The organism is Paraclostridium bifermentans (genome assembly GCF_019916025.1).
Classification (GTDB): Bacteria; Bacillota; Clostridia; order Peptostreptococcales; family Peptostreptococcaceae; genus Paraclostridium; species Paraclostridium bifermentans.
On sequence record NZ_CP079737.1, the window covers coordinates 2,142,458 to 2,165,833 of the forward strand.

Genomic DNA, 23,376 nt, shown 5'->3' on the forward strand with positions numbered 1-23,376 from the left:
TTATATACAATATATAGTTTTTAATCAAACATTTTAGAAGATGTGTCGATATTGTAATATTTTGTTTTTATTTGACTTTTTAACTTTAATATATATTAAAACAAAAAAGAGTTGTCTCAATTGATAAGACAACTCTTTTTATTTATTTAACTTAAAATACTTACTACTTTAGATATATAAATTTAATAAGTTCTTTTTCTATTTTTATGCTTTAATAATTCTTGTTTATAAAGTTCTCGCCTTTCTCTTTTTATTTGCAATTCTCTCTCTCTTCTTGCTTCTTTTTCTTTTTTAGATTTAATTGTATAAGCCCCAATCCCTTTTAAAGTTGATACCACTCCTATAGCTATAGATATCTTAGGTAATAGTTTAACTATCTCTAAGTTAGTAAATAGCGTTTCTAACATGTTATTATCTATAAAAGTTGGTACTAAAAAAAACGGAGTCCATGATGCTAAAATACTTAGCAATGTAGAAAAAATTGAGTTTTCTTCATCTTCAATAGCCTTAAAAGATATATAAAATGCTATCATATATATAATAGGCGGTATCATAAAAAACATTATGTCATTTGTTGCATTATTAGAGTTGCTTTTTAAGTTTATATATACCATAGTATATGTAACTATTTCTATTGAAAATAGTACTGCAATTATAATTGAAAGAGATCTTATCATAGAGCTATTTTGTTTTTCCCCCATCAGCTGCCTCCCTATTTAGATTTTAAAAACAATATAGTTAACTAAAACTTTTAATTACATCTAAAATATTATCACATGATTCTGAATTTTAATACTAAAAATATCCAGTTTTTATTCAAAATTTTTATAAAATTTATTCATATTGTAATACTTTGTTTTTATTTGAGTTTTTTACATATATATTATAAACTTATCATGGAGGGGATATTATGACTTTAAATTTTAAACATTTAAATGACCTACTTAAATGTAATAAAAATATAAAAATTGGGTTTATAGAAAATACTAATACCTTAGAAATTAAAAACTTATCAAAAATACTTTTAACATTAGATCTAAAAAGCAATGATATAGAAAATAATGCTAAGATTATTTATGAGGCTATTACAAGCTTAGAAAATATAACTTTGTACATACCAAAAATTTATATACCAGAAAAAATGGATTAGTTATACTAATCCATTTTAATATTATTTTATTTCTTTACCTTTATATAGTTTTAAACTCATTACCATAGATATTGTTATTATAAGTAAACTTATTATAACTGTGATCATAGTAAATCCTACTGAACTTATTATTCCAATAATATTATCTATAGATTCTTTACTTGAGCCAATCTCTTGAACAATACCCGTTCCTACTGATATTATTACAAAAAGAACTAAAAAATTTATTATTTTTCCTTTTGTTACTCCAAATTTTAAAACTATAGGAATTATAACTGAGGTAAGTAATACTGATGACAATACACCTGTTGTTATTAATAATTCTAAAGGCACATAAGTTTTATTAACTTTGACCATAATAAAGTATACTACTAATAATAAAATCATAGATATTATAGCTCCAAATATACCTAAAATATATCTAGATATTACATACTCACTTCTTTTTATAGGAAGTGTTGATACAAGGTTGTCTATACCATTTATATCTTCATAAGCCATAGTTTGATATACAATTAAATATGAACCTATACAGAATAACATATTTAGAAACGCGGGAGAAAATATCGATACTATAATCCATGTACAAAATACAATACCAATACTTTTTATAACCGAACTTAAATTATTTAAACTCATCTTCGTAAGATTAATTATATTTACCATAATTAACACCCCTTTGTATAATACATTAATATATCTTCTAAATTTGCATTATCATATACTACTTCTTCACCAAATACTTCATAAGCATTTTTAACATTAGATGTCATACCATTAAACCCAAAAGAATTTTCAGTATATGATATTAATTCTTTTTTTGTATCTACATCTAACAAGTCTTTCTTTCCTCTTATTATTTTATGATTCTCAAGTATATCCTCTTTATTTCCCGAAAGGATTATATTTCCTTCGTATATAAATACAAGAAAATCTGCTACTTTATCTAAGTCAGATGTTATATGAGTTGAATAAAATACTGTAGCTTCTTCTTTTTCTATATGTTCCTGTAAAATTTCAAGAAATTCATTCCTTACTAATGGATCTAAGTTCGCTGTTGGTTCATCCATTATTATCAACTTTGGATGATGTGATAGTACCATTACAAGTTCAAATTTCTTTTGTTGTCCTTTTGAAAGTTCTTTATATACTTTGTTTTCATTTAATTTAAATTGCATTATATATTTTTTATATAGTTGTTCATCCCAATTTTTATAAAATGGTTTTATTGATTTTTTTATATTTTTCAATTTATTTTCTTTCATATAACCGGATACCTCTCCTATGTATCCTACGATTTCTTTTATTTGAATATCATCAACTTGACTTTCTTTATCAAATACTTTTATAGTTCCACTATCTTTTTTCAGCATGTTCATAATCAACTTCATAGTTGTTGTTTTTCCTGAACCATTAGGCCCTATAAAACCAGTTATATAACCTTTTTTAATTTCAATATCATTTATTGTTAATTTAAAATCTCCTAGTGTTTTATTTAAATTTTTTATATCTATAGCACTCATTCTCTAACCTCCTTAGACTTCTTCATATAAACTTTTAAATATTTCTATACCTTCTTCTAAACTTATACCTATTGACTTTGCTTGTTTTATAACTATTTCAAGTTTATTTTCTATTTCATATAAAGCTGTTTCTCTTAATCTATCTTTATTTTGCATAGACACAAAGGTGCCTCTTCCTGAAACCGTCTCTATAAAACCTTCTTTTTCAAGTTCCTCATAAGCCCTTTTTATAGTTATAATACTTACCTTTAGTTCTTTTGCAAAATTTCTTATAGAAGGTAATCCTTCCCCTTGCTTTAGTGTAGAATCTAAAATTTGATTTTGAATTTGATTTTGAATTTGTTCATAAAGTGGAGTTGTAGATGTATTACTTATATTTATATTCAATTTCACACCTCATTTCTTTAATATAATATGCATAGTGTATATAAAATGTATATATTATATATATACACTTTATATACACTGTTGTCAACTTTATCTTCTTTAAATTTAATAAAATAAAAAAAGAACCTTTATATAAAGGTTCTTTTTTTATTTTATTAAAAGTTTTTCTTTCCATTCATCTTCTTTAAATCCTATAAGTACATTTTTTCCATCAAATGCTATAGGCCTTTTTATAAGCATTCCATCACTAGCTAAAATTTCTAGTAATTTATCATCACTTTCACTTTTAACTATATCTTTAAGTCCAAGTTCTCTATATTTAACTCCACTAGTGTTAAAGAATTTTTTTAATTCATATGTGCCTGTTTTATACATAGTTTCTAATTCTTCTTTGCTAGGAGGATTTTTTACTATTTCTATTTCCTCAAAATCTATATTATTATCATTAAGCCAAGCCTTGGCTTTCCTAACTGTAGATCATCTAGAATATCCATAAAATTTTAACATATATATCACTTTCCTTTACTGTATTTTTTATATTATTACACAGTTTTCTACATGTTAAAACATTTTCTTAAAATAAAATTTAATCATTCCATGGAACAACTTCAACCTCTCCATAGCATCTATCATTTAAACGGTTAGAATACTCTCCTTTATAATTAATGATATATAAAACTACTAACTCCACGTATCTAGTACCTATTTGAAGTATATTCCACATATCTTCAACTGTTAAATTAGCTCTTTTAGTTTTTCGTGTTGGATGAACAACTTTATTTCTAAAATATGTAAATATATCAACTCCATCATTGAACTTGTTATAAATATATTCATTAAATAAATTTAATTCTTCTTTTCCATAATATATGCTACACGCATCTAATAAGATTCTTATATTGTCAGAGGCTGTATTTTTTTCAAACTCTACATCAGTTAAAATTTTATTTTTTTCAACGACAACAACATAAGACAATGTTTCTAGTGCGATTTGTAAGGATACAACATTATTTTCTATACTTATATTATCTATAGATTCTATGTACCAGTCTACTACATGCTTTAACGCTGGACCATAGTAAGAATCATGCAATTTTCTGCACATTAAGTTCATATATTTTTCAATATTATGATGATTTGCTATAGTGTCAGACCATGTAGGAACATATTTAAATGGAGTTGTTAAAGACTCCTTCCATAGCCTAAATGTATTTTGATTGTCTTTATATCCCATTACCATACATATACCTATATATCTTCCAGCTAAAAAGCTAAGCGTATCTGATATCTCATCTAATAGTTTAAATATATATGTTGACTTAAATACTTTATTATCTTTTCTTTTTATTCTTCCTATATGTGTAATTATGCTACCATTTTTAAACCTTAACTCTTCATATAGTTCTTTTTTATAATCGTATCTTTTGTCAATTATTATCTCATATCCACTTATTTCAAACTCAATTCTTCCAGCAAACAATTTATCCATATACTTTATAAGTGTTCCTTGCTTTTTGTCAAAGTTTACAATATGAAAATCTATGTAATCCACATATCTATTTTTTGATTTTATTATTCCGCTGCTAACGTATCCATCTACATAATTTTTTTGTATATTATTTATATTAACTTGGAAAGGCTGATATCCATGGACTTCTACCATTCCCTCCAGATAATCATCTTTAAGAATTTCTAAATCTATATTTTTATGACCTAGTACTTTAGCTTCAAAATTTATACATACGGGAGGACTAATTCTATAGTAGATCCGGCCCTTACATTTATATAGCTTATCTAGGTAAATGCAAAAATTTCCTTCATGAATAACTATATCTTCATCAATTCCATATTCTAAATAAGGAGACGATATAGCTTCTTTTACTACCTTCATTTTTAGCCCACCTTCATTTTACATAGTTGTCTTAATATTATAACATATAAGGCAAATAAACAACATTTATTTGTCTTGTTTCAAAATTGAATATAGTTTTAAATCTGTATACATACCCTTATGAATCCTATCACTTCTTAATATCCCATCTAAGCGCATTCCACTTTTTATCATAACTTTTTCAGATGCAGCATTTCCTGATATACATTTAGCTTCTATTTTATTTAAGTTCATATTTTTAAACCCAAAATCTATAACACTGCAAAGAGCTTCTGTTATTATTCCTTTATTCCAATAGTCACTATTTAATATATATCCAACCTCAGCTTTATTATTTAATTCACTATAACTTGAAAATCCACACATACCAATTAATTTTCCATCTTCTTTTAAAGTAACTCCCCAAGGAGTAGCCTTATCATTTTCATATCCATTTATTATCATATCTAGCATCTTCTTTGTCGTATTTATACTTTTATCAAAATCTATTAACATATATTTTGATAGATAATCATTAGATAGACATCTATGTAATTCATTAATATCATTTCTATAAATTTTTCTAAGTGTTAACCTTTCAGTATGTAAACTTGGTAAATCTCTAAATATATATATCAACAATCTATCCTCCTTATTAAATTTTTCAAATTATATATTCTAATTCTCCACAACCTTACATTATTCGCCAAACATCTTTTTAATCCCTTTATATTATAATATTAAATTTGGTAATAATATCTATTTTTTAATGTTATATAATTTATTGTTAAGTAACTTTCTACTAAATAACTAAAAAGAAGATGTAGTTTATACATCTTCTTTTTACATTGTTTTAAATGATGTTGACAACATAAGTTTAATCCTATTAATTTGATTTACTTCACTTGCTCCTGGGTCATAATCAATTGGAACAATATTTGCATTTTTATAAATTCGTTTAAGTTCCTTGATAACGCCCTTCCCTGTTATATGATTTGGTAAACAAGCAAAAGGTTGCATACATACAATATTTCCAACTCCACTTTCTATAAGCTCTACCATTTCAGCAGTTAATAACCATCCCTCTCCCGCTTGATTCCCAATCGAAACTATCTTAGAAGCTTTACTAGCTAATGTTTCAATACTCTCTGGTATATTAAATCTTTTACTATTTTTCAATGCATTTGAGTAATGTTTTTGATACATCTCGATTGTATCTTTCATTAACTTTCCGCCTAATTTTTTATATTTTTTATCTAACAAATACTCTGATTTATAATAAGTATTATAAGCGCAACTTAAGAAGAAATTTATAAGTTCTGGAACAACAACCTCTACGCCTTCAGCCTCTAAAACATCTACAATATTATTATTTGCCAGTGGGTGAAACTTAACTAAAATTTCTCCTACCAATCCAACTCTAGGTTTATCTTGTTCCTTTATAGGAAATTCATCAAATTCTTTAACTATGTTATATATATTTTCTTTAAAGTTAGATAGACTGGCCTTTTTTAAACTATCCTTACAAATTTCTAGATGCTTTTGATATAGTTTATTTGCACTACCCTTATATCGTTCATACGGTCTTACTCTATATAAAACTTTCATAAGTAAATCTCCATAAATAGCTGCCATCATAACCCTATTTATAAGCCCTAATGAAAATACACTATATAAATTTCGTTTTTCTTCTCCATTTAAAGATAATGATATTACTGGAATATAACCATAACCTGCATCACTCAATGCCTTTCTCAAGAAACCAATGTAATTTGTAGCTCTACAAACACCTCCAGTTTGTGTTATTGCAACCATAGTTTTACTTAAATCATATTTTCCACTTTTAATAGCCTTAACCAATTGCCCTATAACAATTATCGCAGGATAGCAAGCATCATTATTAACATATTTCAATCCTTCTTCTATAGCTCCGTCATATTCTTTAAGCACTTCGATGTTATATCCACAAGATTTAATTGCATGCTCTACTAACTCAAAGTGGATAGGCGACATTTGCGGCATTAGTATAGTATAATTTGATTTTGTAGATTTATTTATTTTTCCTTTTATATATGTTTTTTTCCTTTTCTCTATCTTTAACCCATTAATATCTCTTTCTTCTATAGATGCTTTTAATGATCTTAATCTTATCTTCGCTGCTCCTAAATTGTTGCCTTCATCTATTTTTATGCATGTATAAATTTTGCCTTCACCATTTAAAATTTCTTGAACTTGATCAGTTGTAACTGCATCTAATCCACATCCAAAAGAATTTAATTGTACAAGTTCTATATTTTTTTCAGAATTCACAAAATTTGCAGCTCTGTAAAGTCTTGAGTGATATGTCCACTGATCAACCACTCTTAAAGGTTCTTCTAACTTTCCTAAATGTGCGACACTATCCTCTGTTAAAACTGCCATGTCTAATGAATTTATCAATTCTGGTATTCCATGATTTATTTCTGGATCTATATGATATGGTCTTCCTGCTAACACAATGCCTCTTTTATTACTTTTATTTATTATTTCTATAGATTTTTCTCCCATATACCTCATATCTGCTTTAAATTTTTCATATTCTTCAAAGCCTAACTCTACACTTTTATTTATCTCTTCTTTACTAATTTCTAAGAAATCTTTATCATAATTTTTTATTTTATTTAATTCTTCTAAAAGTCGTTTTTTTAAAGAACTTTTATTGTGTATAGGTAAAAATGGGTTAATATAATTTATTTTATTTTCTTTAATCTCACTAATATTATTTTTAATTACTTCTGAGTAAGACATTACAACAGGACAATTAAAACTATTGTTGGCATTTTTAAATTCTTTACTCTCACTCCTAATACATGGATAAAATATGTTTTTTATACCTTTTTTTATTAAATTTTGTATATGACCATGAACTAGTTTTGCTGGATAACATGCAGATTCTGATGCAATAGAATCCATCCCCTGCTCATAAACATCCTTTGAAGATGCATCTGACAAAACAACACTAAATCCTAAATTTGTAAATATAGTATGCCATAAAGGATAATCTTCATATATATTTAAAACTCTAGGAATTCCAATTTCTTTTCTTATTGCGCTTTCTGCATCCAATTTTCTATAATTAAACACTCGTTTATATTTATAATCAAATAAATTTATATCAACTTTTTCTTTTCTATATAAACCCATTCCCTTTTCACATCTATTTCCAGATATGAATTTTTCTGAGTTTCCAAAATCATTTACAGTAAGCAAGCAATTATTTGAACACCCCTTACATCTAGACGTACTTATTTTTAAATTTATAGAGTTCATAGATGCTTTATTTAAAAGGGTTGTTATATAACCTTCTTTATACTTTTCTTTTGCAATTATACTTGCCCCAAAGGCTCCCATTATACCAGCTATATTAGGTCTTACAACTTCTCTACATGTTAAATTTTCAAATGATCTTAAAACTGCATCATTATAAAAGGTCCCCCCTTGTACAACAGGATGCTTTCCAATATCTTCAGATGACTTCATTTTTATAACTTTATACAACGCATTCTTTATAACAGAGTAAGAAAGCCCTGCACTTATATCTCCTACCGAATTCCCTTCTTTTTGAGCTTGTTTTACTCTAGAGTTCATAAAAACTGTGCATCTTGATCCTAAATCAACAGGATGTTTTGAAAATAATGCCTTTGTAGCAAATTCTTTTATATCTAGATTTAATGACTTAGCAAATGTTTCTAAAAAAGATCCACATCCAGATGAGCAAGCTTCATTTAAGATGATAGTTTCAATTACACCTTGATTTATTTTTAAGCACTTCATATCTTGCCCGCCTATATCTAATATAAAATCAACTTTCGGTGAGAAAAATTTAGCTCCTTTATAGTGAGCGATAGTTTCTATCTCTCCAAAATCAACTTTCAAGGCACTTTTAATTAATCCTTCTCCATATCCTGTTACTACAGAATTCACAATTTTCGCTTCACTTGGTAATTTACTGTATAGATTATTTAAAATGCCTATAGTTGATCTTAAGGGGTTCCCTTCATTACTTTTATATTCTGAAAATAATAAATTTCCACCTTCGTCTATTAATGCAACTTTTGTAGTTGTAGACCCTGCATCAATTCCTAAAAAACATTTACCTTTATAGCTTGATATATCTATTGATTTTACTATATTTTTTTTATGTCTATTTTTAAAAAGTTCATATTCTCTTTCGTTATCAAACAATGGTTTAATTTCAGAGTTAACTACATCTTCTATATCTTTTAAACTTTCTATGTTTTTTATTAAATCACTAAATAACATATAGTCATTTTTATATGATAATGCAGCACCCATAGCTATGTACAACTGTGCATTTTCAGGAAATATAATATTTCCTTTCTCTAATTTTAGTACATCTATAAACCTATTTCTTAGTTCTGATAAAAAATATAGCGGTCCTCCTAAAAATGCAACATTACCTTTAATTTTTCTTCCACAGGCCAATACACTAATCGTTTGGACAACTACAGCATGAAATATGCTAGCAGCTATATCTTCTTTTCTAGCTCCTTCATTTATAAGTGGTTGTATATCTGTTTTAGCAAATACTCCACACCTAGCGGCTATGCTATATATATTTTTATAGTCTTTGGCTAAATCATTTAGCCCTTTAGCATCAGTTTTTAATAATATTGCCATCTGATCTATAAAAGACCCTGTACCTCCAGCGCATATCCCATTCATTCTCTGTTCTATACCATTAGTCACATATATTATTTTAGCATCTTCTCCACCAAGTTCTATAACCACATCAGTTTCTGGATTATAAGTTTCAATCGCCTTTGTACTTGCTATTACTTCTTGAACAAATTCTACATTTAATTTTTTTGCTAATTTCATACCTCCAGATCCGGTTATAACAACAGATACTCTATTATCACCTACACTATCATAGGCTTCACTTAATAAACTTATAACTGAATTTTTTATATCTGATAAATGCCTTTTGTATGATTTAAATATCATATTTTTACTATCATCCAATACAATAACTTTTACTGTAGTTGATCCAATATCTATACCTATATGAAAATCATCTATCATAAAATCTCCCCCCATTATTTAGGACAAATTGATTATCACTATAAAATATGAATTTTTACTTCATCATATTACATATACTATTTTTAGCTACAGTATTTAAAACCATCACAATGCGAACTTTTTTTATATTTTACTTTTAATCATACGTATATTATAATTAAATTAACAATTTTTATAATTTTTTTCACATATTAGGAGGTATTTATGGTTCAAATATATAAGGGAAATATATTATTTACGAAAATTAAAGATAAATTTGAAATAATAGAAAATGGTTTTATAATAGTTAAAAATGGAAAGATACTAGATTTATATAAAAACTTACCAAGTGAATATCAAAATTTTGAAGTTATAGATTTTAGTAATAATTTAATAATTCCAGGAATGAATGATTTACATTGTCATGCACCTCAATTTAGAAATTTAGGAATGGCTATGGATAAAGAGTTAATACCTTGGCTTGATAATTACACATTCCCTGAAGAAGGAAAATTTAAAAGCATAGAATATTCAGATAAAGTTTATAAAAATTTTATAAAAGAGGTTTGGCGACATGGGACCACTAGAATAGCTGTTTTTGCAACCGTTCATAAAGAGTCTAGCATAAGGCTTATGGATTTATTTAAGCAAAGTGGACTTGGTGCTCTTGTTGGAAAAGTTAATATGAATATAAACTGCACAGACGACTTATTAGAAAATACAGAAAAGTCAATTTCTGATACTGAGTATATATTAGAAAATTATTATAATGCTGATGAACTGGTTAATCCTATAATTACGCCAAGATTTATACCTAGCTGTAATAGTGAACTTTTAAAATCATTAGGTGATTTAGCAGTTAAGTATAATGTACCTACTCAATCTCATCTATCTGAGAATTTAGGAGAAATAGATTGGGTTAAACAACTTCAACCAGAATCTGAATTTTATGGAGATGCTTATAATAGATTTAACTTGTTCGGTCAAACTAAAACTTTAATGGCTCATTGTGTTTATTCTTGTAATAAAGAATTAGAACTTATGAAAAAAAATAACGTATTTGCAGTTCACTGTCCGAATTCAAATTTAAATTTGGGAAGTGGTATTATGCCTGTTAGAAAATTTTTAGATAATGATATTAATATAGCACTTGGCTCAGATATTAGTGGAGGTCACGATTTATCTATATTCAAAGTTATGGTAAATGCTATACAATGTTCTAAACTTTTTTGGGTTAATTCAAATAAGCAAGTAGATTTTTTAACTCTCTCAGAAGCTTTTTATATGGCTACAAAAGGTGGAGGAAGCTTTTTTGGAAAAGTCGGTAGTTTCGAAAAAAACTATGATTTTGATGCCTTGATTTTAGATGATAGTAATTTAAATCCTGAAAGTTATAGTTTAATTGAAAGGTTGGAAAGATTTATATATATAGGTGACGATAGAAATATTATCCATAGATATGTAAGAGGAGAAGAAATCTCAGACCCTAAATTTTATTAAATTTTACATATATTTTCTCCTATTAAAAATCTTTAACCGTAAATACTATGTTTAGATAAATTATTTGTAATTTGTCTAAATAAAATTTAAAGGAGTTTTTGTATGTCAAAATTCACAGGCGTAGTTAAATGGTTTGATAATGATAGGGGATATGGATTTATATCCGCTAACGATGGAAACGATGTTTTTGTTCATTTTTCTAATGTTAAGGAAAATGGACATTGTAAGGATTTGCACGAAGGAGAAGAAGTAGGTTTTGATGTAATAGATGCTCCAAAAGGTTTATCTGCTATAAATGTTCATAAAATGTAAATAAAAAATTCTTACTGTATAATTATATATTACAGTAAGAATTTTTTTGTTGCAATCTTTGTTTTTTTCTAGTGTCTATTGTGAATTTTATCTGATATATCATTTTTTATACTATCTATCTTGTTTTTCGTATCTTCTATTTTATTTTTCGTGTCATCAACTTTATTATTAACTTTATCTTTTGTATTGTTTATATCTCTATCTATTTCATTAACTTTATCTTTGGCATTATTTACATCTTTATCTGCTTTATTTATTTTATCACTTACTTTATCTTTTGCACTATCTGCTTTATTTTTTGCTGTGCTTAACTTATCTGATGCTGAATTAACCTTATCTGTAGCATTATCTATTTTAGAATTTACTTTATGTCTAGCTGAATTAACATCTCCTCTAGCACTACTTATTTTGCTATTTGCATCATTAATTTTAGAGTCTAATCCTGCAGTTAAATCTCCTGCTGAATCCAACGCATTATTTGCATCTTTTAATGTAGATTTAGCAGAATCAACTTTATCAGAAAAACTATGTGCAAATTCAGTTAAAGAGCTTATATGCGAATCTGTATCAAGTTCATCAAATTTATCTCTTATTTTTCCTGCTACATCAATATCTACGCTACTTTCCTTAGTAGTTGTTTTCTCTTCCTTTTTTTCTTTTATATTATCATTTGAACAACCTGTTAAAATCATAGTAGAAATTAATGCAGTCATCAAAAATATTCTCTTTTTCATAATTACCTCCTATTTACTTAGAATTCTAACCTTTTTACTATTTTATTATTTTACTATATTTTTTTCACTTTGTATACAATTAAATTATTTTTTTTTATTATTTTAATAAACTAAGTTTCATAGGCTATACACTTTTTTAGTAATCAGAGTTTTCTTAAACATAAAAAAAGCCGATTATTTTAAATCGACTTTTTATTTATATGAAGTTTTAATATATTTTTCCTGGATTTAATATATTCTTAGCATCAAACGCTAATTTTATATTTTTTATTATATCCATATATGATTCACTTTGAGATTCATTTAAATATTCTTTTTTTGCATATCCAATTCCATGCTCTCCTGAAACTTGACCACTAAGTTCTCTAGATTTTTCATACATCTTTTCAAAAGTTTCTTTTAACTTTGTATCCCATTCAGATTTATTTAATTCATCTCTTAATATATATATGTGTAAGTTTCCATCTCCTGCATGACCAAAACTTTTAATTCTTACATTCAATGTCTCTTGAAGTTCATTCGTAAACTTTATAAATTCTGCCACTTTATCTCTTGGCACAACAACGTCACATTCATCCATTTCAGTTGTAGTAGCTTTTATAGCTTCTAAAAATGCACCCCTAGCTGACCATATAGATTCATTTCTTTCTTGAGTGTCTGAGATAAATACATCATAAGCTCCACACTCTAAACAAAGTTTTGCCACTTGGTCATATGCCTTTTCAATTTCTTCTTTACTGTTTCCATCAAATTTTAATAGTAAGTACGCATCTGATGTATTATCTGGGAATTTCTTACCTAAAAATTCTTCTGCTGCAAGTATTACATCTCTTTCCATAAACTCAATAGCAGTTGGTATACACTTAGATTTTATTATTTTTGGAACTGTCTCTATTGCTGTTCCTAAATCTGGGAACGGAATAAGTAAACTTATATCTTTTTTAGGTAATGGCAATAATTTAAGTATAGCTTTAGTTACTATTCCTAATGTCCCTTCTGATCCAACTAATAAATCTTTTATACTATAACCTGAACTGTTTTTTACAACTTTTCCGCCAACATTAATTACTTCTCCATTTGCAAGTACAACTTCTAATCCTCTTACATAGTCTCTTGTAACTCCATATTTAACAGCTCTCATTCCTCCTGCATTGGTATTTATATTTCCACCAATTGTTGCACTTTTTTCACCTGGATCTGGAGGATAAAATAAATCCATTTCACTTACATATTGACCTATAGTCATAAGTAATACTCCAGGTTCTACTGTTAATGTTAAGTTCTCTTCATCTAACTCTATTATTTTATTCATTTGACTTAAATTTATCATTATTCCACCATAAATAGCTACAGCGGCTCCAACTAATCCAGTTCCTTGTCCTCTTGGTGTTACAGGTATGTTATTTTCATATGCATATTTCATTATTTTAGAAACTTCTTCTGTGCTGTGAACATTTACTAAAACTTCAGGGTATTTTTCAACTCCTCCTAATTCATCATGAGAGTAGTCTTCATTTATTTCCTCTCCTACTAAAATATTTTCAACTCCACATACACCTTTTAAAAATTCAATATCTTTTTCATCTATTTTTTTATACATTGTATTTTCCCCCGATCCTTATTCTAATGTAGCTACAACTTCGTCCATTACTTCATAGTCATTTGTTTTTTCAAGTTCTAAGTCCTTAATAAGTCTAGGTATTACATCATATACATCTCCTACAATCGCATAATGAGCTGTATCAAAAATAGGAGCTTTTTCATCTTTATTTATAGATATTATACATTCTGATCCATTCATCCCTGCAACAAACTGTATAGCCCCTGATACCCCACAAGTTATTATTAACTTAGGCTTTACAGTCCTACCACTTAATCCAATTTGTTTTTTAGCATCTATCCATCCAGATTCTACTAAAGGTCTTGTTCCTGCAACTTGCCCGCCTAGTAAATCAGCTAATTTATATAGCATTTCCATGTCTTCTTTTTTCTTAATAGCTCTACTTCCAACTATTATAACTTCTGCATCTTCTATTCCTACTTCTTTAGTTTTATTGTTAATTTCTAAAACTTCTATATCAGATTTCAATTTATTTTCATCTATATTACATAAGGTAACCTTACCTGTTGGATGGTCAACTTTTTCTGGAGCTGAAAATATTTTATATCTAACTGTAGCAAACTGCGGTCTATGATTTGGTGTATGTATATGTGCCATTATATTACCACCAAAAGCAGGTCTTATTTGGTCTAAGTCAGTATTTTCTTGAACATCCAGTATTGTACAATCTGCTGTTAATCCAGTTTTAAATCTAGCTGCAAGCCTTGGAGCTAAACTTCTACCAATTGTAGTTCCTCCAAATAGTAATATAGTTGGTTTTACTTCTTTGATAAAATCCTCTACACATGCAGTATATGGTTCAATCTTAAACTCTTTTAAATCTTTGTAATCATATACAAAAACATTATCTACACCATAAGAAAGTAATGCATCTGTTTTGCCTTCTAAATTACTTCCAACAAATATACAGTAAACCGGTTGATTTATTTTTTTTGCCATTTCTTTAGCTTTTCCTATTAATTCAAATGTTACGGGATGTATATCGCCCTCATGATGATCAACATATACTGCTATACCCTTCCATTTATCTTTATCTATTTTTATAACTTCATCTTCTACGAATTCAAATACACCCTTTGGTCCAGTTTTTACACATATCTTACACATTTTACACCCTGCACCAATTTCTAATTTTCCATTATTTAGCTCTATAGCACCAAAAGGACATATGTCTAATACTTTTTTCATTTCTGTAACTTCATCTTGATTTATAACTATTTTAGCCACTTTAAATTCCCCCTTATATTAATTTTAGCTCTTTTATTTTATTTAATAATAAAGATGATACTTCTTCACCCGTCCAAGTTTCTTTTTCTACATTTGAAGTAGGTGGGAAAATTTTTAAAACTTGAGTTGGAGATCCATTTAATCCATAATTTTTTTCATCTTTGTCTTCAAAATCATTAAGGCTAATCATTGGTATTTCTCTATCTTTAGTTTCAAGTTTTAACTTAAAAGAAGGTAATCTTGGTTGAAAAATCTCTTTTTCAACTGTTATTAAACAAGGAAATTTAATTTCACAAATTTCGCGAGTATTAGGCATATCTACTTCTACTACTATACTTTTTTCTTTAGTTTCAATTAATTTTGTTACATTTGTTACATGAGCTATATTTAAAAACTCAGCTATTTCTGGTCCAACTTGTGCAGTATCCCCATCAGTTGTTTGCTTACCACAAATAATTAGATCAGTGTTCCCTAACTTTTTAATTCCTTGTGAAATTGTATATGAAGTTGCAAGTACATCAGCTCCTGCAAATTTTCTATCACTGACTAATGAACCCTCGTCAGCACCCATCATAAAGGCTTCTTGAATTACTTGTTTTGCTTGTGGTGGTCCCATACTTAAAACTTTTATTTTAGCATTATTTTCCTTTTTAATTCTTAATGCTGTTTCAAGAGCGTACAAGTCATATGGATTCATTTTAGAATCGACTCCATCTCTTTTTAAAACCCCTGTCTTTTCATCTACTTCTACTTCAGATGTTCCTGGAACTTGTTTTATACATACTAATATTTCCATATTGCTTCCCCCTTTACTTTACTATCACTGATACTCCATCAGGTATAACAGCTATTTTTGAGTTTTTACCTTTTATGTCAAAAGCCATTTTTAAAGCTTCATCAAAACTATGTGCATGTTTCATATGCATATCTTTAATCATATTAGGGTCACATAAGTTCGTAACCATTATTACTGTAAACTTTTCTAGAATTCTTGCTAATATTTGAAACTCCCATTGGTCTGGAATAGTTTTATCTTTTGGAATTTTTCTTACTTTTTCTAATATTTCACTAGGTGAAGATGCATTTGCTACGCTATCATAAAAAGATTGACCTCCATGTCCATCATTACATGCAGATATCATAATTATTACTCCACCATCTTTGCATGTAGCTTCTGCTGCAGTCATACCTTTTACAGTTTGATATATATTTTGATCTAATGGATAACCTCCATTTGTACTAACTACAATGTCAGCATCAACTTTATCAACTTTTGATAGTTTAGTTACAAATTCACAGCCTACCTCATGAGCTTCTTTAACATCGCCTGCAAAAGCACCTATAACTTTTTTATCTTTATCTATGACTACATTTAAAATAAAGTCTAAATTAACGCTTTGCGCTGCATACAACATATCTCTATGAATTGGATTATTTTTTAGATTTCCTGTTCTAGCGTAAGGACTATCTATAAATTCAGAACAGTGATTGTACATTATGGTTTTAGCAGATGCAACTCCTGGAAGTACACTTTTTCTTCCACCTGAAAAACCTGCAAAAAAGTGTGGTTCTATGAATCCTTCAGCTATTAATAAATCAGTTTCTATAATTGCTTTATTTACAATTAAATCTCCTCCAGATGGAAGTGTTCCAACTTTGACCATAGCTTGTTCATCTGTTGAAAAGTGCATAATTATTTGCTCATTATCCACTATTTCTTCTCCCATTTTATATACAAGTTCTTCTCTAGTGCTAGGTCTATGAAACCCTGTTGATATTATTATTTTTATATCTATATCAGGGTTTGAATTTCTTATTTCCTTAAGCATTATAGGTAACGTTATCCTACTTGGTACAGGTCTAGTGTGATCGCTAGTTATTATAACCATGCTTTTTTTTCCCTTAACTAGATCTTCTAATTTTTCACTTCCTATAGGATTATCTAAAGCTTGTTTTACTATCTCACCTTCACTTAATCGAGATTTAAAATCATGAGCTTTGGATTGCAAAACTTTTATCATGTTTTCATCTGGTATATTTATGTTCATACCAGTTTTTGAATAAGGTACTTTTAACTCCATTTATGCCCCTCCTCTTGAAATGCAGCACTACTTAGTAGCGTATAGTTTTAGGTTTGTTTAATCGTTTTCCTGTTTCTAATCAACATTGGTATTATGGTCATACCAGTTTGTAATTTCATGATAGTAAATTTTCTAAAGATTTACAAGTATTGTTTTTATTTTAACAAAATATATATTATTATTTGATTTTCAATTTACTTTTTATTCATTTTAAAATTGATAAATATTTTCAAATAAAAAAATATAGATTTCTAAATTTAGAAATCTATATTTTTTCCATAGTAAATTTTATTAAATCTAAGTGCTCTTTCATGTATTTGTATGCACTTTCAGGATCTCTATCTATGATAGCCTCACAGATTTTTTTGTGTTGTAAATTTAAAGTTTCTTCTTCATGGTAAAATTCTACTATCTTTTGTCTTGAATTTATAATAAAATTTTCTAATAAATTTAATGATATTGTATATAAACTTTTTATCAAAAAGTTCTTACTCATGCAAGTAATTTTATAATGTATTTCTTTATCAATTTCGCCTTTATTATAAATTTCATCTTTTTTTGTCAATCTTTGTGAAATCATTTTCAACTCTTCAAGTTCTTCATCCGTTCCTCTTATAGCTGCTAACTTAACTGCTTCTAGTTCTATCATCTGTCTTAATTCAATTATATCTTTATAGTCTCCATTGTTTAAAGTAAACATCATTGATAAAGGTTGCATTAATGATGTTTCAATTTTATTACAAATAAAATTTCCTTCACCTTGTCTACTTTCTATTATCCCCATAGTTTCTAAAACTCTAAGTGCTTCTCTTATCGATGTTCTACTTACTCCCATTTTTTGAGATAATTCACGTTCTGACATTAGCTTATCTCCGTTTTTAAGTTTTCCTTCTAATATCATATTTTGTATCTGATTTATAACTTGTTGATATATCTTTTCATTAGTTATATTATTAAACAATTCAATATCTCCTTATATTTAAATATTTCATTTATATTATACTATAAAAAAATTTGATTTGCTTAAACGACTTTTTAATATTGATATATACATTTAAAAAAAATAAAAGATGCCATTTAAAATAATTTCAAATAGCATCTTTCATTTTTTCTAATTTTCATTAAATTCTATTATAAATATAACAGAGTTTTTTCCGTTTTTTATATTATATTTAAAACCGTGCTCTCTAAGTATTTGACTTACTATATAAAGCCCAAGTCCACTTCCTCCAGTTTTTCTATTTCTTGATTTTTCTACTCTATAAAATGGTTTAAATAATTTATCTTTATGTTTTTCATCTATTGTAATACCTGTATTTTCTATCTCTAAAATTGCATTTTCTTTCTTGTATAAACGTATTAGTAAGTCCGCATTTTCCGGCGAATACTTAATAGCATTGTTTATTAAATTATTTATAGCTTTTGCTATTCTCTCTTCATCCGCATTTATAAATATTTCACTTTGATATTTTACATCTAATTTCAATTCTTTCTCTTCAATTAAATACATTTGTCTTTTTATAAGCTTATTTATTAAACTATTTAAATCAAATTCTTTGCTTTCAGATTTTTTTTCCAAAATTTCAAATTTAGATACCTGAATCATTTCTTCTACTAGAGTTTTTAATTCTTGAGTAGAATCATATGATTTTTGCAAGTATGTATCACGATCTTTATATTTACCAATATTATAAATCATTCCTTCTAATTGCCCACTTATAATGGTTATTGGTGTTTTTAGTTCATGAGATATAGTTGCTATAAACTCTTTTCTTTTAGCTTCTTGCATTCTTTCACTTTCAATTATATCAATAAGAGGTTTTGTTACCCATTTTGAGAATGCATATGAGGTTATTATAGATAATACTATAGCAACACCTATTATTATAGGCATTAAATCCAATATTACTGTAGTTGCTTCATCTACTGGTTGAAGTGGCATACTTATATCCAAATAATATGGAGTATCACTGTCTCTTATATACAAAGCTACAGTTTTTTGATAGTTTTCATAAGAGTCACTAATATTATTAGAATACGGCAAAAATGAAAGTTCTTTATTTCCATATTCAACTTTTCCATTTGAGTCTCTTAATAATACACCTACATTTTCACGCTGTGAAATTTTATATAAATGTTGTTTTAATCCCTCTAAGTCATCTCTTCTTGATCTCGCTGCTAAAACCGTCAATCTATCATTTATAGACTCCACCTTATATTTTTCATAATAAGGTGGTAATAAGAAGTATAAAATAAGATATATAGTTACTATAAGCCCTATAGACAATGTTGTTATTATTAAAAATATTTTTGTACTTATAGCTAATTCTTTCCATTTATTTCTAATTCTTATCAAGGCTGTATCCTATTCCTTTCACTGTTTTTATATATGGAATTCCAATTTTTTTTCTTATATTTTTTATATGAGCATCTACAACTCTAGTATCGCCATAGTAATCATATCCCCATACACTATCTAATAAATTCTCTCTAGTAACTACGTGAGGATAATTTTCTATTAAAGTCTTTAGTATGTTAAATTCTTTTAATGTCAATTCTATTACTTCATTATCTAAAAATGCTTGATATGTGTTTAAATCTAAACTTAACTTTTCAAAACTTAATGTATTAGACTCATTATATTTAGAACTTCTTCTTAAAACAGCCTCTACTCTTTTCATCAATAAAGTAAATGAAAAAGGTTTTGTTATATAATCATCACACATTAATTCAAATCCTTTAACTTGATCACTCTCTTGATTTAATGCGGTTAAAAATATTATAGGTACATCTGAACTTTGCCTTATCATCTTACATACAGCATGTCCATCTAAATTAGGCATCATTACATCTAGTATAACCAAATCAAATTCACCTTTTTTAAAAGCTTGTATACCCTCTATTCCATCATTTGCCGATTCTACACTATATCCTTCTGCACTTAAAAATTCTACTATCAATTCTTGTATGTTACTATCATCTTCTATTACTAATATATTTTTATTTTTCATTATAATTCTCCTCTAAATTTCAAAATCACTTAATATATATATTATAATTTGCATATGAATTTTCTATGAATATATTTTTGCATTATACAAAATTAGTTTATATATAAATATTAGCATAAAAAATACGAGTAGAAAAATAATTCATGTCATTTTTCTACTCGTATTTTACGTTCTTTACTTCGTTATACTTATATATTTTTTAGTACTTATTATATAAAAAATTAAATATATAAAACTAAATATAATTAATGATACTCCTATAAGTTCTAAATGATCTGAGTTGAACATAGAATTGACAGCATATCCTGCTACAATACCATGTATAGACCCAACTATAACAGGGAGTATAAAAAATATTCCTAACTGCTTAAACACTGCTTTATTTATATATTCTTGACTTACTCCAATTTTTCTTAAAGTATTAAACCTTTCTTTATCTATACTAGCATCTTGAATACATTTAAAATACATTATACTACCTAGTGATACTGTAAATACAAGTGCTAAGAAACAACCTACAAAGTACACTCCATTTATAGCATAATATGCACTTTTATCAAATTGATCAGCACTATAAATTTCACTTTTTGAATTTTCTCTCATGTATTGGGCTATTGAGTTAGTGTTTTCAAAATTTTTAAGTGTAATACCTTTAAAATATAATTCTTTTTTATTTAACTTAGTTTTTAAATTTGCATAATCATTATCATTTAAGACTAGTGTACCATTAGTTAATTGTCCCATTATATTAGAAGGTATATTTTTATTAATTTTTATTGATTCATTACTTATTTTTAAATTATCATTTATTTTAAATGCATTCATAACCCTTGTATCTACTAACAAAATTGCCTCACCTTTTTGTGGTTTGTTTTTTTCTATATCTTTCTCATGTTTTACTTTTCCATGTTTTAATAACTTTTCTACATCTGAATATTTAACTAAATACACATCATTTATATACATACTTAAATTTGATTTGTATGGAATTAAATCTACAGTAGTTTTATACTTAACATCTTCGTTACTTAAATTTACAGCCATATCTAAAGACTTATCATCATTTTTGTTTTCACTTGTATAATATATGCTATATGGGTATTCATTTTCAAATCCTGACGAAAAACACGAACTCATACAAAATGCAACCATGATGCAAGTCAAACTACAAGCTATTAATATTGCAGCTTGAGCTAACGTTTTATTATTATCTTTTATCCTAAAAATAATATTATTATAACTTACAATATTTGTTTTTGAGTATAACCTCTTTTTATTTTTTATAATATTTCTTATAAAAATCGAGAAAAATCCTCTGAATAAAAAATGAGTTCCTATAATGGTCATAATTACAGTTGCCATTATAGCTATCGTAAATGGCACATTAGCTTCTTTATATTTTAATATAAACAAGTACCCTAGAATAATTATTATAAATCCTACGACCCCTTTAGTATTGTTTAATTTGTTATTTTCTAATTGGTATATTTTTTTTGCATTTATAAGTTTACTTATATCTGTTTTTATTAAACAAATATATTCTTTTATAAAAACACCAATCAATATAATCAAAAATATTAGCAAAGTCTGAATTACTGAAATAAAGTTTATCTCAAAATTTATTACTTTATTTACATAAGATAGTTTAACTAAAATCATTAAAAATATCTTATTCAAAAGTATTCCAATACCCATACCAATTATCATTGATATTAGCCCAATTATAAGTGCTTCTAATGAAAACATCAGTGCAATCTGCTTATTTTCAACACCCATAAATGTGTATATTCCAAACTCTTTTTTTCTTTGTTCTATAAAAAATTTACTTGAGTAAGAAATAAAAAATATAAAGAAAAATATTAGAACAAAAGCGCACATTCCTCCTGCCATAGATACTGCATTTAAGTCTTTTATTTCAAGGAATTGTTTACTGAAAATTAAAGTTGTGAAATTGTAAAATACAGCAATTGAGAAAACCATAGAGAAAATATAAACTCCATAGTTTTTTATACTTTGTCTTATATTCATTAAACTTAGCTTAAATAAATTCACTTACTTCACCTCCCATAGAAGTTAATAAGTTCATTATTTGCTTAAAGAAATCTTTTCTATTTCCATTACTATCGATTCTAGTGTTTAGCCTACCATCTTTTATGAAAATAATTTTATCTGAGTAACTTGCTGTAAATGCATCGTGTGTAACCATTATTATAGTTACATTAAATTTTTTATTCATCTCTTTTAAACAATTTAAAAGTTCTGATGCAGATTTTGAATCTAATGCTCCTGTAGGTTCATCCGCAAATATAATAGATGGTGAAGTTATGATGGCTCTTGCTGCTGCAACTCTTTGTTTTTGTCCCCCTGATAATTCATATGGATAGCTTTTCAAATGTTTTTTTATGCCAAAGAAACTAGCTAGTTTTTCAACCTCTTTTTGTATTTTATCAGGCTTTTCGTTTGCTATAACAAGAGGTAGTGCTATATTGTCTTCTATACTCATGTTATCTAATAAATTATAGTCTTGAAATATAAAACCTATATTATCACGTCTAAACCTAGATAATTCTTTATTTTTTAAAGAATGAACATCCTCATTATCATAGTAAACTTTTCCTTCACTAGGTCTATCAATAGTAGACATTATATTTAAAAGCGTAGTTTTCCCTGCCCCAGAAGGCCCCATAATACTTATAAACTCTCCATCTTTGACCTCTAAGTTTATATTTTCTAGAATTTTAAATGTATTTTTATTATTTTTAATACTTTTATTTAAATTTATTACTTTTAACATACCTTATCCTCCAAATTGTAATTATTTTATACTTATATTGTATAAGCTAATTACCTTGTAATCTATCCATCTACATTACAGTTCAGAGGCTTAATATTACAC

General features: G+C 27.0%; 21 protein-coding genes. 3 read left to right on the forward strand and 18 right to left on the reverse strand.

Annotated elements, in window-relative coordinates:
- Positions 1-182: 182 nt before the first annotated feature.
- Positions 183-701 carry a hypothetical protein gene (locus KXZ80_RS10325; RefSeq protein WP_021431153.1) on the reverse strand — a complete coding sequence of 173 codons (519 nt, stop codon included), beginning with the start codon at positions 699-701 and terminating at the stop codon, positions 183-185.
- Between the two features lie 209 nt (positions 702-910).
- On the opposite strand from KXZ80_RS10325, the gene KXZ80_RS10330 reads away from it, so the two are divergent.
- The gene (locus KXZ80_RS10330) at positions 911-1,150 is read left to right on the forward strand and encodes a hypothetical protein (protein ID WP_021433400.1); all 240 of its coding nucleotides are present in this window, start codon (positions 911-913) and stop codon (positions 1,148-1,150) included.
- 21 nt (positions 1,151-1,171) lie between these two features.
- On the opposite strand, the gene KXZ80_RS10335 is transcribed toward KXZ80_RS10330, so the two are convergent.
- The 7 genes from KXZ80_RS10335 to KXZ80_RS10365 all read right to left on the reverse strand — a co-directional run bounded on the left by KXZ80_RS10335 (position 1,172) and on the right by KXZ80_RS10365 (position 10,015).
- On the reverse strand, positions 1,172-1,816 hold the full coding sequence (locus KXZ80_RS10335) for an ABC-2 transporter permease (protein ID WP_021433401.1): 645 nt from the start codon (positions 1,814-1,816) through the stop codon (positions 1,172-1,174).
- 2 nt (positions 1,817-1,818) lie between these two features.
- Positions 1,819-2,673: an ABC transporter ATP-binding protein gene (locus KXZ80_RS10340; protein WP_021433402.1), complete on the reverse strand. Its 855-nt coding sequence runs from the start codon at positions 2,671-2,673 to the stop codon at positions 1,819-1,821.
- 12 nt (positions 2,674-2,685) lie between these two features.
- The gene (locus KXZ80_RS10345; protein WP_408636692.1) at positions 2,686-3,066 is read right to left on the reverse strand and encodes a GntR family transcriptional regulator; all 381 of its coding nucleotides are present in this window, start codon (positions 3,064-3,066) and stop codon (positions 2,686-2,688) included.
- A gap of 141 nt (positions 3,067-3,207) precedes the next feature.
- The gene (locus KXZ80_RS10350; protein WP_077175981.1) at positions 3,208-3,567 is read right to left on the reverse strand and encodes an arsenate reductase family protein; all 360 of its coding nucleotides are present in this window, start codon (positions 3,565-3,567) and stop codon (positions 3,208-3,210) included.
- Positions 3,568-3,646: 79 nt separating this feature from the next.
- Positions 3,647-4,951: a hypothetical protein gene (locus KXZ80_RS10355; protein ID WP_021433404.1), complete on the reverse strand. Its 1,305-nt coding sequence runs from the start codon at positions 4,949-4,951 to the stop codon at positions 3,647-3,649.
- Between the two features lie 66 nt (positions 4,952-5,017).
- Entirely contained in the window at positions 5,018-5,569 is a 552-nt protein-coding gene (locus tag KXZ80_RS10360; protein WP_021433405.1) for a GNAT family N-acetyltransferase, read from the reverse strand.
- Positions 5,570-5,773: 204 nt separating this feature from the next.
- Positions 5,774-10,015, reverse strand: a complete 4,242-nt coding sequence (locus KXZ80_RS10365; protein WP_021433406.1) for a 2-hydroxyacyl-CoA dehydratase — start codon at positions 10,013-10,015, stop codon at positions 5,774-5,776.
- A 204-nt stretch (positions 10,016-10,219) separates the two neighbouring features.
- Between KXZ80_RS10365 and KXZ80_RS10370 the strand changes: the two genes are divergently transcribed.
- Positions 10,220-11,494, forward strand: a complete 1,275-nt coding sequence (locus tag KXZ80_RS10370) for an amidohydrolase family protein (RefSeq protein WP_021433407.1) — start codon at positions 10,220-10,222, stop codon at positions 11,492-11,494.
- Positions 11,495-11,596: 102 nt separating this feature from the next.
- Positions 11,597-11,806 (forward strand): cold-shock protein, encoded by a 210-nt coding sequence (locus KXZ80_RS10375; RefSeq protein ID WP_021431163.1) that lies wholly within the window; start codon positions 11,597-11,599, stop codon positions 11,804-11,806.
- Positions 11,807-11,874: 68 nt separating this feature from the next.
- On the opposite strand, the gene KXZ80_RS10380 is transcribed toward KXZ80_RS10375, so the two are convergent.
- The 10 genes from KXZ80_RS10380 to KXZ80_RS10425 all read right to left on the reverse strand — a co-directional run bounded on the left by KXZ80_RS10380 (position 11,875) and on the right by KXZ80_RS10425 (position 23,274).
- Positions 11,875-12,540: a coiled-coil domain-containing protein gene (locus KXZ80_RS10380; protein WP_021433408.1), complete on the reverse strand. Its 666-nt coding sequence runs from the start codon at positions 12,538-12,540 to the stop codon at positions 11,875-11,877.
- A 208-nt stretch (positions 12,541-12,748) separates the two neighbouring features.
- Positions 12,749-14,140: an FAD-binding oxidoreductase gene (locus KXZ80_RS10385; protein WP_021433409.1), complete on the reverse strand. Its 1,392-nt coding sequence runs from the start codon at positions 14,138-14,140 to the stop codon at positions 12,749-12,751.
- Positions 14,141-14,158: 18 nt separating this feature from the next.
- On the reverse strand, positions 14,159-15,388 hold the full coding sequence (locus KXZ80_RS10390) for an electron transfer flavoprotein subunit alpha/FixB family protein (protein ID WP_021433410.1): 1,230 nt from the start codon (positions 15,386-15,388) through the stop codon (positions 14,159-14,161).
- A gap of 13 nt (positions 15,389-15,401) precedes the next feature.
- Complete coding sequence (locus tag KXZ80_RS10395; protein WP_021433411.1) at positions 15,402-16,184, reverse strand: electron transfer flavoprotein subunit beta/FixA family protein; 783 nt, start codon at positions 16,182-16,184, stop codon at positions 15,402-15,404.
- A gap of 13 nt (positions 16,185-16,197) precedes the next feature.
- Complete coding sequence (gene larA / locus KXZ80_RS10400) at positions 16,198-17,469, reverse strand: nickel-dependent lactate racemase (protein ID WP_021433412.1); 1,272 nt, start codon at positions 17,467-17,469, stop codon at positions 16,198-16,200.
- A 265-nt stretch (positions 17,470-17,734) separates the two neighbouring features.
- Positions 17,735-18,430 (reverse strand): FadR/GntR family transcriptional regulator, encoded by a 696-nt coding sequence (locus KXZ80_RS10405; RefSeq protein WP_021433413.1) that lies wholly within the window; start codon positions 18,428-18,430, stop codon positions 17,735-17,737.
- 150 nt (positions 18,431-18,580) lie between these two features.
- A complete protein-coding gene (locus KXZ80_RS10410) occupies positions 18,581-19,825 on the reverse strand; it encodes a sensor histidine kinase (RefSeq protein WP_021433414.1) in 1,245 nt (414 codons plus the stop codon).
- Entirely contained in the window at positions 19,812-20,480 is a 669-nt protein-coding gene (locus KXZ80_RS10415; protein ID WP_021431171.1) for a response regulator transcription factor, read from the reverse strand. Before KXZ80_RS10415 ends, KXZ80_RS10410 begins: the two co-directional genes overlap by 14 nt.
- 174 nt (positions 20,481-20,654) lie before the next feature.
- Entirely contained in the window at positions 20,655-22,532 is a 1,878-nt protein-coding gene (locus KXZ80_RS10420) for an FtsX-like permease family protein (protein ID WP_021433415.1), read from the reverse strand.
- Positions 22,519-23,274, reverse strand: coding sequence for an ABC transporter ATP-binding protein (locus KXZ80_RS10425; protein WP_021433416.1), 756 nt, complete (start codon positions 23,272-23,274; stop codon positions 22,519-22,521). The genes KXZ80_RS10420 and KXZ80_RS10425 overlap by 14 nt, the downstream gene beginning before the upstream one ends.
- Positions 23,275-23,376: the final 102 nt, after the last annotated feature.